The following is a 16,233-nucleotide window of genomic DNA, read 5'->3' as shown; positions in this document are numbered from 1 at the left end:
AAATTGTTGGTATGAGTTTTCACATTTTCCAGCTTGAATGCTAGCAATAGTCAGAATTTTCCTCCTAATTTCTGCTATAAAACTTCAATTTTTAGTTAAATATTTATCCTTTCTCTTCCAGTATAAATATTGAAGCGTTCCCCTCGCAAAAATCCAATTAAAGTGATGCCAAACTCTTGAGCGATAGATACTGCCAAACTACTAGGTGCAGAAACAGAACAAACAATTGGAACTTGCGCCACTAGAGATTTTTGCAATATCTCAAAACTAGAACGACCACTAACCATAATAATATGATGATTCAAAGGTAACTCATCACTTAATAAAGCACTGCCAATTAATTTATCTAAAGCATTGTGTCTGCCGATATCTTCTTGCACATTTAACAAATTACCATTAACATCAAACACTGCTGCTGCGTGCAAACCTCCAGTCATACTGAAAATGCCTTGAGCCGATCGCAGTTTATCCGGTAGACTATAGATAATTTCAGGATTAACAATTAATTCTGAATTAATCACCGCACAACCCCGCAGACGTAAGGCTTCGATATTAGCTTTACCGCAAACTCCGCAAGCACTATTCGTATAAAAATGACGTTCTAAAGGTTGTAAATCTGGATTTAACCCGGGTTTGAGTTCCACATTAATAATGTTGTAACGCTGTTCACCATCCACAGATTCATCTGTGCAGTAACTCATTCGTTGGATATCGCCTTGACAGGTAATTACACCTTCACTGAACAAAAAACCAGCCACTAATGCAAAATCTGTTCCTGGTGTCCGCATTGTTACAGCTACAGTTCGTCGGGGGGAAACCAAGCGAATTTCTAAAGGTTCTTCAGTCGTAATATGGTCTTGTCGAAGTCGTTTTTTCCCATTTTCTACCACCCAAACTTGAGCTTTCCTCTTACTTTTAGTATGGATTTCCATGATTTATTGAATTTGTTTATTATTAGCGATCGCATTCTTTTAAATAAAGATAATTTTAAGATATTTTCTGGACTCTAAAGCTATAAAATATTAAAAATATAGCAGTCCTAAATCATTTGTAAAATTTCTATATCTTTTTCTTCTTTCTTACCTTTGCGTCCTTCTCTACGAGACGCTGCGCGAAGGCGTTCTTGGCGGTAGCCTGCGGCAAGCCGCTTACGCGTCTACGTTTCCATATCTATGTTTTTCACGGCTCATTTAGGATTGCTATAGCTAATGTCTTTGATTAAATTACGAATTTTTCGCTGCAATTACTCGTTGATAGATAGCCATTAATTCTTGATAATTTACAGCCGGACTATATTTTTTTTCATAAGCCAAACGAGCATTTCTGCCCATAGCGGCTAATAACTCCGGCTGGTTAATTGCTAAATTAATCTTCTCAGCTAAATCTTGATATTTGCCTGCTGCATAATGTAAACCATTCACCTTATCTTCTACTATTTCCGCCATACTTCCTAATTTAGGCACTACTACAGGTAAACTGGCAGCAAAAGCTTCAATGATTGTTACAGGAAATCCTTCATACCAAATTGACGGAAAAATTAAAAGTTGGGCATCAATCATTAATTGGTTGACCACTAATTTATCTTGGTATCCTAAAAACTCAATCAAGTTTTCATAGCCTGCTTGTATTACCTGCTGTTGTAATTCTTGACGCAACGGCCCATCACCAACCACCTTTAAAGGTATAGATAATTGGTTGTGAATATAGCAATTAATCAGAGTAATCATCCCTTTTTCTTCTGATAACCTGCCAACAAATAATAAATATTTTTGGCGTTGATGATTTATTTCTAAATTAGAATTACTATCAACAAAATTTGGCTTAACATAAATTTTGGCTGCTGGTAGTCCAGCCTGAATCATTTTGTCTTTTTGAAATTGAGTCAAAGCAATATAAGCATCTACCCTTTGATGCCAAGTACCCCGAAATTTATGCAAAGTAGTCATCGATGCGACAACGAGGCTTTGTATTCGAGAATGACGATAGCAACCATGCACAACACTCGGAAATGGAATTAACTTACCAATGCAATCTTCACAAATTTTACTATCTCGAAATGGCATTGCTTTAGGACAACCAAGACGATAGTTATGCAGCGTTTGAACAACCGGAACGCCAGCAATATAACAAGCATCATATACAGATGGAGAAAGCAGCGGGAAAAAGTTGTGTACGTGAACAATGTCAGGACGAAATCTATAAATTTCTGTTTGAACACGTCTCTTGGCTGCAACAGAGTATATTGCTTCTCCAGAGACAACAAATTTCTGCCAAAGATTTGCTATTCTCAAATTATTTTCTTCTAACAGCAGAACATCATGACCATTGGCTTCTAAAAGGTTTTTTTCTGCTTCCATTACCTTATCTTCACCACCAGCTAGTTGGTAGCGATTATGTAAAATTAACAGTTTCATGCTTATTTCTCTAAACTAACTCAGCAAAAAAACACCGAAAAAATAATTATTGGTGAGTGTAGATATTCTCATAACATTGCGCGAGAAATGAACCTTTAAGCTCCCAATTAAAACAATCTCTCACTCTTTTTTGCCCAGCTTGACCCATCTGTAATCGCAAATCAGCATCCCTAGCTAAAAGTATCATTGCTTGAGCCATATTTTGTATTACTTCTTCCGGAGTATTTGCAGTAATTTTAAAGCCTGTCTCTTCTGTAACTTGTACTGCTGGGCCTCCTAAATTCAAACAAATTACTGGTAGTCCAGCCGCCATCGCTTCTAAACAGACTAAGCCGCCAGAATCATGCAAACTAGGATGAATTAGGATATGACAGTTAGTGATTTGATTTAAAGTTTCGCTATGAGATAAATTACCGCAAAATTTTACTTGTGTGCCAATGCCTAGTTGTTGAGTAAGATGTGCGAGATTTTCTTGTTCACAACCTTCACCAATAATCCAATATTCAGAATTAGGTAAATTAGCTTGTGCAAAAGCGGCTAATCCTAAGTTAAAGCCTTTCCAATGTATTAGTCTACCTACACTCAAGAATCGAATAGGAGATGAATTGCGGTTGATACAATCCCCAAGTTTAATTAATGCTTGTGGCGATATACCTAATTGAGAATATACTTGCACATTTTTGGCCCCTATTTGACGTAATCTAGCGGCAGTATCTTCTGTTGTAGCTAAAGCTAAAATACTCTTGTTTGCCGTTAATCGTACAAAAGGATCGTACTCGCCAATTGAACGAGCTAAATTCCGAATAAATTCATAAATTTGGGCAGATAAGCTTAATTTAGAGCAAAAATTTGCCGGAATTAATTCTCCTCCTCCAACTGGCCCCCAGATAAATGGAATAGGTAAAAAACAAAGAAAACAGGGGCTAGTATATTTAACATAAGTGACGTGATGTAAAATATCAAAGCGAATTTTTTGATGTAGCGGTAAACTGACAAAATAAGCTTTAATTTGCCAAAAATAATAATGAATATATACCCAATTTTGAGTTTTTTTTCCTGATTGATTCCAATCAATTTGGAAATCAAAAGGATCTAAATAAATGAAGTTAACCTGGGGTTGGGGGTTACGTGCTAATTCAGTTTCAATCGCTAGGCGATGACATTTAGATGTTAACACCCATACGTGATGATATTTGCTAACTTCTTGCACAACATTCCAGCCTACTCCTGGTTCCGAACCTTGGTGTGGTTCACAGGCGTATGCAGAAATCAGAATTTTCATACAATTTAACTTAATAGTTTTTGAAGATAGAAAATGTATATAAGTAAAAGTTTTTCCAGCAAAATATTAAGCTAAATTATCGCACTGCCCTTAATAAATAGTTAAATTTGCGTAAATAGATGATTTTTTAATCTACAGTCGTGTTAACAAATACCCTTGGCACATGATGGGAGTTAGATAAAAACAACTGTCTGGTTGCCAAGCAAATAAAAACGGGAATTGTGGTTGCATAACGGCGACAAAGCCGACGCGGTTCTTGTATCCAACGGTAGAGCCATTCTAAGCCTAAGTCACGTACTAGGCGAGGTGCGCGCTTATGAATTCCCGCATAAACCGGGAAAACTCCGCCAATTCCAACCATCACTGCTTGAATTTGGCCTTTACGCTGAATCATCCATTTTTCTTGCTTGGGACATCCTAAAGATACCCAAACAACACCAGCACCACTAGAGTTGATTTTCTCAATTAAGGCATGGTCTTCAATTTCTTTAATCGGGCGGAATGGTAAGGGTTCCATACCTGCTATTTTTAAGTTTGGATATTCTTGCTCTAATTTTGTGCGCATTTTGGCAAGAATTTCTTTTTGGGAGCCGACAAAGAAAATACTGATATTGTTGGTTTCGGCGTGCTTACAAACATCCAGAAAGATATCCATTCCTGCTACACGGTCTTGGTAACGCGCTCCCATGTGGCGCATCATCCAAACCAAAGGCATCCCATCAGGGGTCACTAAGTCTGATTTTCGGAGTATGTTGGCAAATTCTGGATTCCAGTGAGCTTCCATGAGCATATGTACATTTGCTACACATACTGTTTTACTTTGTTTAGCGATCGCCCATTTTAGTATTGTTTGTATCTGCTCCTCAAAGCGTAAAGCTGTAATTGGAAAATCAAGTACTCTCTGAGTAGGCAGAAACACTTTCCCCACCATAGCTCACTCCTGGTATCACAAAGATTAGCAGCGACAGATTCTCTCAGACACTCTTAATCTTTAAAATCAAACAATTTAGATTAATTCCCGAAATTTTACTTGCACTTTTTAGCATCTTTGGTTTTGTATTTATAGTTACAAAATTCATTTATTACTGGCATCAATAAATTACAAAAATCATAAAACCTGACCATTAGATTACTAGCTTAACAATCTTTATAAAAAAAATTATTGCAAACTTTATCATTACTTCATAATATTTTGAGTTTGATTCACATTTACATTATATTTAAGGTTTTCTTGACTGGATTTACAAATTCAGATGGTAAATTTAGCAAAAATTCAAGCTTTACAGTACCCACTCAAACAAACATATTTTTTGAGGTTAATTGCTAGAAAGTAGATAGCAAGTGCTTTTTGTTATTAGAAATTACTATAAAAAAATTGCAAAGGTTAGGTATTTCTTAACTGTCTAAATATTTGATAAATCTGACTTTTGAAATTGGTATTTCCGCAGAAAATATTCTAAATTTTATTTTTCTTGACTGCATAATAAACATAATGTAAAAATCTCTGAGACAGATTTGGTATTTCCAAACAAAAAGAGGGAAGAATTTTGCTCTTCCCTCTTTGGTTGATTGTTATTATTTTGGTTGTCTTTAGTGTTGTTTTCTTTTAGCCTTTGCCGTAGCATTTGTCTTTGTTTCTTAAGTTGCCGCCTTCTAGCGGAACCACCTTTACCTTTGTCGTTTCTCCCTTCTCGGCGGGGAGATTCCCATCTTTTTAGGCGCATAGCTAAGTTTTTACCGATTTTTAATGGAATACAATAGTAAGTACTCACTATTATAATCTCTACCTTCGTTGATTGTCTACCTAACTATCTGAATATTACGAAAACACTATAGCAATCCACTTGAAGATAAGGAACAGGGAACAAAAGCTGTACTGATTTTTTTCATAAATCAAGTATGATTCCTACATACAGCATATTTTGAGTGAAACCAAAACCATGTAGAGACGTTACATGACGTCTCTACAGTATTTAACGAACATCGAAACTGCTATATCTACGAAACTATTTTTTCATCGCTGGATACTGTCGCAAAACTTGTTGTAAATATTGCCCAGTATAAGACTTAGAATTCTTCGCTACATCTTCCGGCGTTCCAAAAGCGATGACTTCACCGCCTTTGTCGCCGCCGTCTGGCCCCAAGTCTATCACCCAGTCAGCGCAACGAATGACATCTAAATTGTGTTCAATTACTAAAATTGAATTACCTTTATCTACTAATCTTTGCAACACATCCAATAATTTATGGACATCATAAAAAGATAATCCCGTTGTGGGTTCATCAATTAAATACAGTGTCTTACCAGTGGCGCGACGAGATAATTCTGTGGCTAATTTCACGCGCTGTGCTTCACCACCAGATAAAGTTGTTGCGGGTTGTCCTAGTTGTACGTAACCTAAGCCAACATCAACTAATGTTTGTAACCTTGTAACTGCTTTGGGGATGTTTTGGAAAAAGTCTAAACTTTCCTCAACAGTCATATTGAGAACATCAGAAATAGACTTATCTTTGTACTTTACCTGCAAAGTATCGCGGTTGTATCTTGCACCTTTACAAACTTCGCACTGTACATATACATCAGGTAAAAAATTCATTTCAATGACGTTGACACCTTGTCCACTGCAAGCTTCGCAACGTCCACCTTTAACATTAAAAGAAAATTGTCCGGGTTTATAACCTCTGGCTTTGGCTTCGACAGTTTGCGAAAATACATCCCGAATTACATCAAAAACCCCTGTGTAAGTTGCTGGGTTAGAACGGGGTGTGCGTCCGATGGGAGATTGGTCGATGACAATGGCTTTATCAACTGCATTTAAGCCTTGAATTTTTTCTAATTCTTTCGGTAAAGGTACTTTTTTGGTGAGGTGATGTTGTAGAGATGGGTAAAGTAATTCGTTAATTAAAGTTGATTTACCCGAACCAGAAACGCCAGTTACAGCCACAAGTTTACCGAGGGGAATTTCCACATCGATGTTTCTTAAATTGTTGCGATGGGCATTTTTAATAATTAAACTGCGTCCATTACCTTCGCGGCGTTCTGCTGGTGTTTGTATGACTTTTCTACCAGATAAATATGCGCCTGTTAAGGATTTTTCTGCTGTTAATAATGCTGGTAAATCACCTTGGGCAATAATATGTCCGCCGTGAATACCAGCGCCGGGGCCAATATCAACTAAATAGTCAGCCGCGCGGATGGTTTCTTCATCATGCTCAACTACAATTAAGGTATTACCTAAATCGCGTAATTTAATTAAGGTTTTGAGCAATCTACCGTTATCTCGTTGATGCAAACCAATACTTGGTTCGTCTAAAACGTAGAGAACTCCTGTTAAGCCAGAACCGATTTGTGTGGCGAGGCGAATGCGTTGCGCTTCCCCACCAGAGAGAGTCATGGCGGGACGGTCGAGGGTGAGATAATCTAAGCCAACATCTAATAAAAATTGCAATCTAGCTTTGATTTCTCGTAATACTAAATCTGCAATTTGCATTTGCCGATCGCTTAATTTTAACTGTTCAACGCGCTCCCGACAATCTCTAATCGATACTCCTGTTAAATCTAAAATTCCATATTGCCCCAACTTCACTGCTAAGGCTTCCGGTTTCAAACGTTTTCCACCGCAAACTTCACAAGGTTGGTCGATTAAATATTGTTCTAATTTTTGTTTAACTAACTCTGAACCACCTTCGTATTGCCGTTGTAATATGGGCAGAACACCTTTAAATTGAGTTTTCGCATTTTCTTTGTTATTTTCTTCACCATTTAAAATAATTTGCTTTTGTTCTGCTGACAACTTACTCCAATTAGTTTGTAATTCAAAACCATACGCTTGACCCAAACTATAGAGCAGTTCCAAATAATAAGAATTTTCCTTTTCTGACCAAGGTGCGATCGCAGCGTATACTGGTGCTTCAGGGTCAGGTATAACTAACTCCGCCGAAAATCTTCTTAAAGTCCCAATACCGTGACAATTAGGACAAGCACCATAAGGAGAGTTAAACGAAAATAACCGTGGCGATAACTCTTCCATCACCGCACCATGTTCAGGACAAGCGAAGTTTTCCGAAAATACCAATTCTTCTTCTTTGGCTTCTGGGTTCTCAGTAGCCGGACTGAAAAGGATAGTTGCAATACCTTCTGACTGCTTTAAACACGTAGACAAAGAATCAACCAAACGCTCTTGAATACCGTCTTTTTTCACCAAACGGTCAATGACAACTTCAATAGTATGTGTAATATTTTTATCTAACTCAATCGAGTCTGACAGTTCCCGCACCTCACCATCAACCCGTACCCGCACAAATCCTTGGGAAGCCAAACTAGATAACAGCTTGCGGTGTGTGCCTTTTTTACCCCGCACCACAGGGGCAAGAATTTGAAACTTAGTGCGTTCTGGTAAGTCCATAATGCGGTCTACCATCTCATCGATCGTTTGGGGTGCAATACAGCGATCGCATATGGGACAATGGGGTTCACCAGCCCGACCAAACAACAGCCGCAAATAGTCGTAAATTTCCGTTACTGTCCCCACAGTCGAACGGGGGTTATGGGAAGTTGATTTTTGGTCAATAGATATCGCCGGACTTAAACCTTCAATGGCTTCCACATCCGGCTTATTTAACTGTCCTAAAAATTGTCTAGCGTAAGCACTGAGAGATTCCACATAACGCCGTTGACCCTCAGCAAAAATCGTATCAAACGCCAGCGAAGATTTACCCGAACCTGATACACCAGTAAATACTATCAGGCGATCGCGCGGCAATTCCAAGTCAATATTCTTCAGATTATGCTGCCTCGCACCCCGAATCCTAATGGTATTTTGACTATTCTGGTTAATTTGGGGAAGATGTCCATTGAGAAGGGATGCGGCGGCTAACTTGTTATCTGACATATTGGCAAGCTGATAAGTGGGAGGCAGTATGAAACAGTTCTTAATAATACTATTTTTACTCACCTAATACCAGAACAATAGTACTATTTTAAGTAGTGATTGCCCATATTACTACTACAGACATCCTCCCGTGTCTGCTAATTTAAAAGCATCACAATTAAACATCCTGCTGAGGGCGAAGCTATGGTAACGCAAATCCAACCGCAGACCCAACCAGAAGTTATCTACCCAGATAGTGACGGACAACCAGTGGCAAATAACACCATACAGTTTCGATGGATTGTCGAAATCAAGCAAAATATCGATTGGCTATTTGCAGATGATCCTAACGTATTTGTTGCTGGAGACTTGTTTTGGTATCCCGTTGAAGGACGTAATAAAATTTTCAATGCGCCTGATGTCATGGTCGTTCTTGGTAGACCCAAAGGAGATAGATTATCTTACCTGCAATGGAAAGAAGGCGGGATTCCTCCGCAGGTAGTATTTGAAATCCTTTCACCCAGCAACACTAAAGTTGAAATGGACAAAAAATTACTTTTCTATGACCGTTATGGTGTCGAAGAGTATTACATTTACGATCCTGACAGCAATAACTTACAAGGTTGGTTACGTAGTGAAGATGGATTAGATGTCATACCCCAGATGGAAGACTGGGTGAGTCCCCGGTTAAAAATTCGCTTTGTACCATCTCCAGAAGGTTTACAACTTTATCGCCCCGATGGAGAGCATTTTTTAAGCTATTCAGAAATTTCCCAACGCTTAGAAAAAGAACACCAACGTGCCGAACAAGAACACCAACGGGCTGAACAAGCAGAACAGGCAAGACGCAACGCCGTACCCCAATTATTACAAATGGGCTTGAGTGTAGAACAAGTGGCACAGGCTTTGAGTTTGTCGGTAGAAGAAGTGCAACGTCTCACTCAACCATAATTGTATTCATCGTTGAAATATCTGATAAGGAATATAAACCAATACAGTAGAAACGTTGCAATGCAACATCTCTAATTCTTTATTACCAAATCACCCCATAAAAAAATCCCCACCCAGACGAATGCGTGGATGGGAAATATTGAGTAGGGAATGTCTCACTTTCCCTACATCATTGGAGGAATTACTTGCTTTCAGTGAAATCTGCATCAATTACATCATCACCGCCACCAGAAGAAGTAGAAGTGCCGCCGCCATCTTGAGGTTCAGCACCAGGCGCAGCACCACCGCCAGCTTGTTGATAGATGTTGCTACCAACTGCGAATAGAGCTTGTTGCAATTCTGGCATGAGCTTGGTGATTTGTGCGTCGTCTTCCTTAGCGACAGCTTCCCGTAAGTCTTTCACCAAACCTTCAACTTTGGTCTTGTCAGCCGCAGGAACTTTATCACCTAATTCTTGCAGTTGCTTCTCAGCTTGGTATGCCAAAGAATCAGCTTGGTTCTTCCGCTCAATTTTCTCACGACGTTCTTTGTCAGATGAAGCATTTTGTTCTGCTTCACGTACCATCCGGTCAACATCATTCTTATCTAAGGTAGAAGCACCAGTAATGCTGATGGACTGTTCCTTACCAGTACCTTTGTCCTTAGCAGTAACGTTGAGGATACCGTTAGCGTCAATGTCGAACACAACTTCAATTTGGGGTACACCGCGTGGTGCAGGAGGAATACCATCAAGGCGGAAGGTTCCCAAACTCTTGTTGTCGTTAGCAAATTCCCGTTCACCTTGGAGGACGTGAATTTCTACGTTGGTTTGACCATCTACAGCAGTAGAGAATACCTCTGATTTCTTGGTGGGAATTGTGGTGTTGCGAGGAATAATCTTAGTCATGACACCGCCCAAGGTTTCTACACCCAAGGATAGAGGTGTTACGTCTAATAGCAAGATACCAGAAACTTCATTGTTCAGTACGCCTGCTTGAATTGCTGCACCAACCGCTACCACTTCATCAGGGTTAACGCTTTGGTTAGGATCTCTACCCAATGCTCGTTTTACCAACTCTTGAACGGCAGGAATACGAGTAGAACCACCAACTAGTACCACCTCATCGATATCATTTTTGCTTAACTTAGCATCGCGGAGCGCATTCTCAACAGGAATACGGCAACGGTCAATTAAGTCAGAGCAAAGTTCTTCAAACTTCGCGCGAGTCAGCGTCATATCCAGGTGCTTCGGCCCATCCTGGGTAGCGGTGATAAATGGTAAGTTAATTTCCGCTTGGGTCACACTGGAAAGTTCAATTTTGGCTTTTTCCGCAGCTTCTGTTAAACGTTGCAGTGCTTGTCTATCTTTGCGCAGATCAATACCTTCGTCTTTCTTAAACTGTTCTGCTAAGAAATCAACGATTTTTTTGTCGAAGTCGTCACCACCAAGGTGGGTATCACCAGAAGTTGCTAATACTTCAAATACGCCGTCGCCTACTTCCAGTACAGATACGTCGAATGTACCACCACCCAAGTCAAATACCAGGATAGTTTCGTTGCTCTTCTTATCAAAGCCGTAAGCCAAAGAAGCGGCGGTAGGTTCGTTAATAATCCGCAATACTTCAATACCAGCGATTTTACCAGCGTCTTTGGTAGCTTGACGTTGAGAGTCGTTGAAGTAAGCAGGAACAGTAATTACAGCTTGAGTAACAGTTTCACCGAGATATTTGCTTGCGTCTTCAACGAGTTTACGCAGAACTTTCGCCGAGATTTCTTCTGGGGCGAACTGCTTACCTGCGCCAGGAGAATCTAGCTTAACGTTACCGCCACTGCTTAATACTTTATAAGAAACTTCTGTAGCTTCGTTAGTAACTTCGTCGAAGCGGCGACCAATAAACCGCTTAACAGAATAAAAAGTGTTTTCGGGGTTCATTACTGCTTGGCGCTTGGCAATTTGCCCTACCAAGGTGTCACCATTTTTCGCAAACGCTACGACAGATGGTGTTGTCCGAAAACCTTCTGCGTTAGCAATAACCGTGGGTTTACCACCTTCCATCACTGCGACGCAGGAGTTAGTTGTACCTAAGTCAATTCCAACTACTTTTGCCATTTTATGTGCTGGCTCCGTATAACTACAAATGAATGAATGGGAATATAAGGACTAAATCTTGAACCAACTGATTTATGAAAGCAGTTACTTCAGCATCAATGACCTTTAGCTCGGTTTTGTTGGGGTTATAGCCCCAATTTCTGCTGATATATATACTGAGCTTGTATAGCCAGTCCATGAAGGGTGGTTTCCCGAACCTGATCTGGGACGGTTAATTTTAAAGTTTTGTTTAGTTGGTTCATGGATTAATTTGCTTTCACTTCGTCTAATTTATGAGAATTAATACATCGAGTAATTAGGGTGAACCGTAATCATAATGTGGTGTTTGCCGTCTTTGAACAACATTTACTCCAGAGATATAGAGAATAAATGCTTCATAGTAGGAGTCTTAATCTCATCAATTCAGTTAAAACGCGGATACTTATAGGGCTTACGTAGTGAACATCAAAGTTATGGGTTTGGGCAGGGATGAAGTGGATTTTGTAGCATTTGTGGATTAAAAATGTAATTAAAAAGTGTTATCTATGCGTCGTGCTTCTGGATGTTTATTTGGGCTAGCTTTGGGTGATGCCTTGGGTGCTGCTACTGAATTTTTGAGTGTGGAAGAAATTTGTCGTCGCTTTCCACCCAAAGGGCCGCAAGAAATTGGCGGTAATCCCGCACGAGTTACTGATGATACCCAGATGAGTTTAGCCGTAGGGCAAGCTTTGGTTGAGGTTGGTGCAGCAAACTTGACCGTAACTAGTTTAGAGCCTGCCTTAAGGCGTACTTTTGTGGAGTGGTTAAACAGTCCCGACAATAACCGCGCCCCTGGTATGACTTGCTTGCAGGCTTGTGAATATTTAGAAGCAGGTCTGCCTTGGCAACAAGCAACTAGACCCAATTCTAAGGGCTGTGGAGCAAATATGCGTGTTGCACCTGTGGGTTTATTGCCAGTAGATAATCCCACTCGTGCCGCAGTTGCCCAGTTTCAAGCAGCATTAACTCACAGTCATCCTACTGCCCTGGCTGCTTCAGATTTAACCGCAGCAGCAATTACTTATCTTGTCAAGGGTGGCGAACCGCAAAAGTTACCTATTCAACTCCGCAATTATGCTGCAACTCAGCGGTTCGTTTATCACGTTGATTGGCTAGGTTCTTTGTGGCAACGTCCAGGTATTGCTACACCGCAAGAATTTATGAGTCTGGGTTGGGATGAATGTTTAGCTGTGCTTGACCGTCTAGATGCAGCATTGGTCAATCCCAACCGCGATGCAGACCCCTGCTTGGCGATAGGTGAGGGTTGGGTAGCAGAAGAAGCCTTGGTAACAGGTTTACTATGCTTTTTATTATTTCCCCAAGAACCATTAGCTGCATTGCGCCGTGCGGCACTCACAGCAGGGGATTCTGACTCTATTGCTTGTTTAGCTGGTGCTTTTGCTGGCGCATATTTAGGCATAGCAGCATGGCCAGATGATTGGGTAAATCGCATTGAATACCGCGAGCAATTAGCAGCCTTGGGTCAACTTTGGGATTGATCCAGAGGCAGGGGCAGAGGGTAGTCTTGATAAAACAAGTTTCATCACCAAGTATGAAAGTGTGACTGGTATTTTTACTCAGAAAGTCTCTTCTAGCATTAGCAGAAATTGGCACTCCTGAAGCGAAGATGCAATTCTGATATTAGACAATTGGTAATACTAAAAACAGTTTACCTGCCCAAAGGAATGTCATCAAAAAGCGATCGCTGAAGATAAAAACCTATGTCTCATCTTGTAAAGTTTCAATCAGTAAATCTACTTGCTGTTGTCGCTGTTGTAAAAAGCTTTCACACTGACGTAAATACTCAATAGCAGTTGCAAACTGCTCAAACACTTCTTCTAATCCCAACTCACCCGCTTCAATTTGGGCAATGATTTTTTCGATTTCTGTGACTTTCTCTTCATATTTCCAGCCAGCGATCGCTTCAGGATTTGCGGGACTCTTGCGTTTAACCATCAATCTTTTTGGGTTTTGTCACTACTTCCGTAACCTTAACTTTAACCTCTCCTTGCCCCAACTGAACCAACAACTCTTGCCCGACAGTTAAATTGCTAGCTGCGCGTGCGATCGTTCCATTTTCTTCTCTCACCACCGCATAACCACGCTGCAAAACCGCCTTTGGATCAAGAGTTGCCAACTTTTGCCGCAACATTTCTAAGTGCTGTGTTGCTTGTTGAGATCGCCTGTTGCTGATTTGTACAAGTTGTTGACGTTTCCACTGTAGCTTCTGCGTTTCTTGTTTGAGTTGTTTATCTAACCCCAAGCGCTGCATCCGATGACGAAATGTTTGTAGTCGATTCGCCGCTGATGTCCTCACCTCATGCACAGCATCATACAAAGCATCGATTCGCTGTTGATGTTGAGCAGACAACTCTGACAACGCAGGTACAACCAGTTCTGCGGCGGCTGTCGGTGTATGTACGCAGACATCAGCAACTAAATCGACTAAAGATTCATCTCGTTGATGACCAATCCCCGTAATTACCGGGATAGAACACTCAGCAACGGCTCTGACTACGCGCTCATCATTAAAGCAGGCTAATTCCTCAACCGCACCACCACCCCGCGATAAAATTAGTACCTCCGCGCGACCATCGGCTTCTACCCTAGCGATCGCTTTAACTATCGATTCTGGTGCTTGTTCGCCCTGCACAGTCGCTGGTGAAAATAATATCAGTAACCCTGGATATCGTTGCTTAAGAGTTTTTTGAATATCACCCCAAGCCGCAGCCGTGGGAGAAGTTACAACAGCGATCGTTTCCGGGTGAGGAGGGAGCGGCCGCTTTCTCTGCTGCTCAAATAGTCCTTCCGATAACAAGCGATGACGTAATTGTTGATAGCGGAGTGCTTGTAAACCCATACCCGCAGGTAAAACTTGCCACACTGATAACTGATACTCTCCTCTTTGCGGATACAGACGAATACTGCCCAAAATAATGATTTGTTCACCTACTGTGGGGACTTGCATCAGTTTGGCTACTTGGCTATTCCAAACCACACATTTAATTGCGGCTGTCCCATCGGGATCTTGGAGTGTGAAAAATAAACCGCTACGATGGTGATTAGCACTAGAAACTTCCCCTGTGATCCAAACTTGCCGTAACTGCTCATCTTGCTCCAGCAGCAAGCGGATATAATCAGTTAAACCAGCCACGGAAAGGGCTGTATTGAAAGTTACAGAGTCAGTAAAATCAGAAGTCATTAACAATGGCTCAATTAAAAGGGCAGAATAAATTAGCAAAACACGGCAGTTGCTCCAAAATTAGACCAGCAACGCACTACTGTCTCTTCCAAATCCTAACAAACGACATGGTGGAAGCCATAATAGTTGAGGGGGGTCAAGACTACTCACACAAGCGATCGCGTTACGATGATGTCACGATTATTTCTTAGATAAATCCTATTCCCGCATTTTCGGACTAAAATAGTATATCTGTTCTACTCAAAATCCCAACCGCACACTCCATAAATCCATATATATAGATAGAGGCAGTAATGGCTATCAACACTGACACTTCCGGCAAGCAAAAAGCCTTAAATATGGTACTCAACCAAATTGAGCGCAGCTTCGGTAAAGGAGCAATCATGCGCCTAGGCGATGCAACCCGGATGCGAGTGGAGACAATTTCCACAGGGGCGCTTACCTTAGATTTAGCCTTGGGTGGTGGTTTGCCCAAAGGACGCGTCATCGAGATTTATGGCCCAGAAAGTTCTGGTAAAACGACAGTAGCTCTACACGCCCTCGCCGAAGTGCAAAAGCAAGGTGGTATTGCTGCCTTCGTTGATGCTGAACACGCCCTTGATCCTACTTATGCGGCGGCCTTGGGTGTAGATATTGAAAATTTATTGGTATCCCAACCAGATACAGGAGAAGCAGCCTTAGAAATTGTTGATCAACTAGTGCGCTCCGCCGCCGTGGACATTGTAGTTATCGACTCCGTAGCCGCACTAGTTCCCCGCGCCGAAATCGAAGGCGACATGGGCGATGCTCATGTGGGCTTACAAGCACGACTGATGAGCCAAGCCCTACGTAAAATTACGGGGAACATTGGTAAATCTGGTTGTACAGTAATTTTTATCAACCAATTGCGGCAAAAAATTGGCGTAACCTATGGTAGCCCGGAAACGACAACTGGTGGTAACGCCTTAAAGTTTTACGCTTCTGTGCGCTTAGATATTCGCCGGATTCAAACCTTGAAAAAAGGTACAGATGAATTTGGCAACCGCGTTAAAGTCAAAGTTGCGAAAAACAAAGTCGCGCCACCGTTTAGAGTTGCAGAATTTGACATTATTTTTGGTAAGGGAGTTTCTATTTTAGGTTGTCTTGTCGATATAGCTGAAGAAACAGGCGTTTTAACTCGTAAAGGTGCTTGGTATAGTTACAACGGAGACAATATTTCTCAAGGTCGAGATAACGCCATTAAGTACTTAGAAGAAAAACCAGAATTCGTGGAACAAATTAAACAACAAGTACGCCAAAAACTAGATATGGGAGCGGTTGTTTCGGCTAACTCTGTAGCAAAAGTTAGTGAAGACGAAGAAGAAGAGTACGAGGAAGAAGAATAATAAAATGCCCGCTTGATTTAATCAGTCGGGCATGGAAAAAGC

13 protein-coding genes are annotated in these 16,233 nt (G+C 40.9%); 4 read left to right on the top strand and 9 right to left on the bottom strand.

Going from position 1 to position 16,233, the window contains the following annotated elements:
• Positions 1–95 precede the first annotated feature (95 nt).
• From fdhD to uvrA, 6 genes are all read right to left on the bottom strand, one after another.
• Positions 96–932: a formate dehydrogenase accessory sulfurtransferase FdhD gene (fdhD, locus tag H6G69_RS04085; protein ID WP_190681951.1), complete on the bottom strand. Its 837-nt coding sequence runs from the start codon at positions 930–932 to the stop codon at positions 96–98.
• Positions 933–1,223: 291 nt separating this feature from the next.
• On the bottom strand, positions 1,224–2,414 hold the full coding sequence (locus H6G69_RS04080) for a glycosyltransferase family 4 protein (protein WP_190681947.1): 1,191 nt from the start codon (positions 2,412–2,414) through the stop codon (positions 1,224–1,226).
• A gap of 46 nt (positions 2,415–2,460) precedes the next feature.
• Complete coding sequence (locus H6G69_RS04075) at positions 2,461–3,696, bottom strand: glycosyltransferase family 4 protein (protein WP_190681944.1); 1,236 nt, start codon at positions 3,694–3,696, stop codon at positions 2,461–2,463.
• Positions 3,697–3,823: 127 nt separating this feature from the next.
• A complete protein-coding gene (locus tag H6G69_RS04070; protein WP_190681941.1) occupies positions 3,824–4,627 on the bottom strand; it encodes a WecB/TagA/CpsF family glycosyltransferase in 804 nt (267 codons plus the stop codon).
• 532 nt (positions 4,628–5,159) lie between these two features.
• Positions 5,160–5,468 carry a hypothetical protein gene (locus tag H6G69_RS04065; protein ID WP_190682058.1) on the bottom strand — a complete coding sequence of 103 codons (309 nt, stop codon included), beginning with the start codon at positions 5,466–5,468 and terminating at the stop codon, positions 5,160–5,162.
• A gap of 234 nt (positions 5,469–5,702) precedes the next feature.
• Positions 5,703–8,588 (bottom strand): excinuclease ABC subunit UvrA, encoded by a 2,886-nt coding sequence (uvrA, locus tag H6G69_RS04060; RefSeq protein ID WP_190681938.1) that lies wholly within the window; start codon positions 8,586–8,588, stop codon positions 5,703–5,705.
• A 183-nt stretch (positions 8,589–8,771) separates the two neighbouring features.
• Between uvrA and H6G69_RS04055 the strand changes: the two genes are divergently transcribed.
• Positions 8,772–9,518 carry a Uma2 family endonuclease gene (locus H6G69_RS04055; protein ID WP_190681935.1) on the top strand — a complete coding sequence of 249 codons (747 nt, stop codon included), beginning with the start codon at positions 8,772–8,774 and terminating at the stop codon, positions 9,516–9,518.
• A 181-nt stretch (positions 9,519–9,699) separates the two neighbouring features.
• Here H6G69_RS04055 and dnaK read toward each other — a convergent pair whose 3' ends face one another.
• The gene (gene dnaK, locus H6G69_RS04050) at positions 9,700–11,607 is read right to left on the bottom strand and encodes a molecular chaperone DnaK (protein ID WP_190681932.1); all 1,908 of its coding nucleotides are present in this window, start codon (positions 11,605–11,607) and stop codon (positions 9,700–9,702) included.
• 524 nt (positions 11,608–12,131) lie between these two features.
• On the opposite strand from dnaK, the gene H6G69_RS04045 reads away from it, so the two are divergent.
• Positions 12,132–13,124, top strand: coding sequence for an ADP-ribosylglycohydrolase family protein (locus H6G69_RS04045; protein WP_190681929.1), 993 nt, complete (start codon positions 12,132–12,134; stop codon positions 13,122–13,124).
• A gap of 220 nt (positions 13,125–13,344) precedes the next feature.
• Here the strand turns inward: H6G69_RS04045 and xseB are convergent, their stop codons facing one another.
• Together xseB and xseA are read right to left on the bottom strand one after the other, a co-directional pair.
• The gene (xseB, locus tag H6G69_RS04040) at positions 13,345–13,581 is read right to left on the bottom strand and encodes an exodeoxyribonuclease VII small subunit (protein ID WP_190681926.1); all 237 of its coding nucleotides are present in this window, start codon (positions 13,579–13,581) and stop codon (positions 13,345–13,347) included.
• Entirely contained in the window at positions 13,574–14,827 is a 1,254-nt protein-coding gene (gene xseA, locus H6G69_RS04035) for an exodeoxyribonuclease VII large subunit (protein ID WP_190681923.1), read from the bottom strand. Before xseA ends, xseB begins: the two co-directional genes overlap by 8 nt.
• A 5-nt stretch (positions 14,828–14,832) precedes the next feature.
• On the opposite strand from xseA, the gene H6G69_RS04030 reads away from it, so the two are divergent.
• Together H6G69_RS04030 and recA are read left to right on the top strand one after the other, a co-directional pair.
• Positions 14,833–15,018, top strand: a complete 186-nt coding sequence (locus H6G69_RS04030; RefSeq protein ID WP_190681920.1) for a hypothetical protein — start codon at positions 14,833–14,835, stop codon at positions 15,016–15,018.
• Between the two features lie 102 nt (positions 15,019–15,120).
• Complete coding sequence (recA, locus tag H6G69_RS04025; protein ID WP_190681917.1) at positions 15,121–16,191, top strand: recombinase RecA; 1,071 nt, start codon at positions 15,121–15,123, stop codon at positions 16,189–16,191.
• Positions 16,192–16,233 lie beyond the last annotated feature (42 nt).

This window comes from Nostoc sp. FACHB-110 (assembly GCF_014697425.1).
Classification (GTDB): Bacteria; Cyanobacteriota; Cyanobacteriia; order Cyanobacteriales; family Nostocaceae; genus Nostoc_B.
This window is presented reverse-complemented; position numbering and strand designations above follow the sequence as displayed.

Bases quoted from the DNA above. Each gene is read 5' to 3' on its own strand.
- xseA (WP_190681923.1), bottom strand. From the start codon at position 14,827: ATGACTTCTGATTTTACTGACTCTGTAACTTTCAATACAGCCCTTTCC.
- H6G69_RS04080 (WP_190681947.1), bottom strand. From the start codon at position 2,414: ATGAAACTGTTAATTTTACATAATCGCTACCAACTAGCTGGTGGTGAA.
- recA (WP_190681917.1), top strand. From the start codon at position 15,121: ATGGCTATCAACACTGACACTTCCGGCAAGCAAAAAGCCTTAAATATG.
- H6G69_RS04055 (WP_190681935.1), top strand. From the start codon at position 8,772: ATGGTAACGCAAATCCAACCGCAGACCCAACCAGAAGTTATCTACCCA.
- H6G69_RS04075 (WP_190681944.1), bottom strand. From the start codon at position 3,696: ATGAAAATTCTGATTTCTGCATACGCCTGTGAACCACACCAAGGTTCG.
- fdhD (WP_190681951.1), bottom strand. From the start codon at position 932: ATGGAAATCCATACTAAAAGTAAGAGGAAAGCTCAAGTTTGGGTGGTA.
- dnaK (WP_190681932.1), bottom strand. From the start codon at position 11,607: ATGGCAAAAGTAGTTGGAATTGACTTAGGTACAACTAACTCCTGCGTC.
- H6G69_RS04030 (WP_190681920.1), top strand. From the start codon at position 14,833: ATGGCTCAATTAAAAGGGCAGAATAAATTAGCAAAACACGGCAGTTGC.
- xseB (WP_190681926.1), bottom strand. From the start codon at position 13,581: ATGGTTAAACGCAAGAGTCCCGCAAATCCTGAAGCGATCGCTGGCTGG.
- uvrA (WP_190681938.1), bottom strand. From the start codon at position 8,588: ATGTCAGATAACAAGTTAGCCGCCGCATCCCTTCTCAATGGACATCTT.
- H6G69_RS04045 (WP_190681929.1), top strand. From the start codon at position 12,132: ATGCGTCGTGCTTCTGGATGTTTATTTGGGCTAGCTTTGGGTGATGCC.
- H6G69_RS04070 (WP_190681941.1), bottom strand. From the start codon at position 4,627: ATGGTGGGGAAAGTGTTTCTGCCTACTCAGAGAGTACTTGATTTTCCA.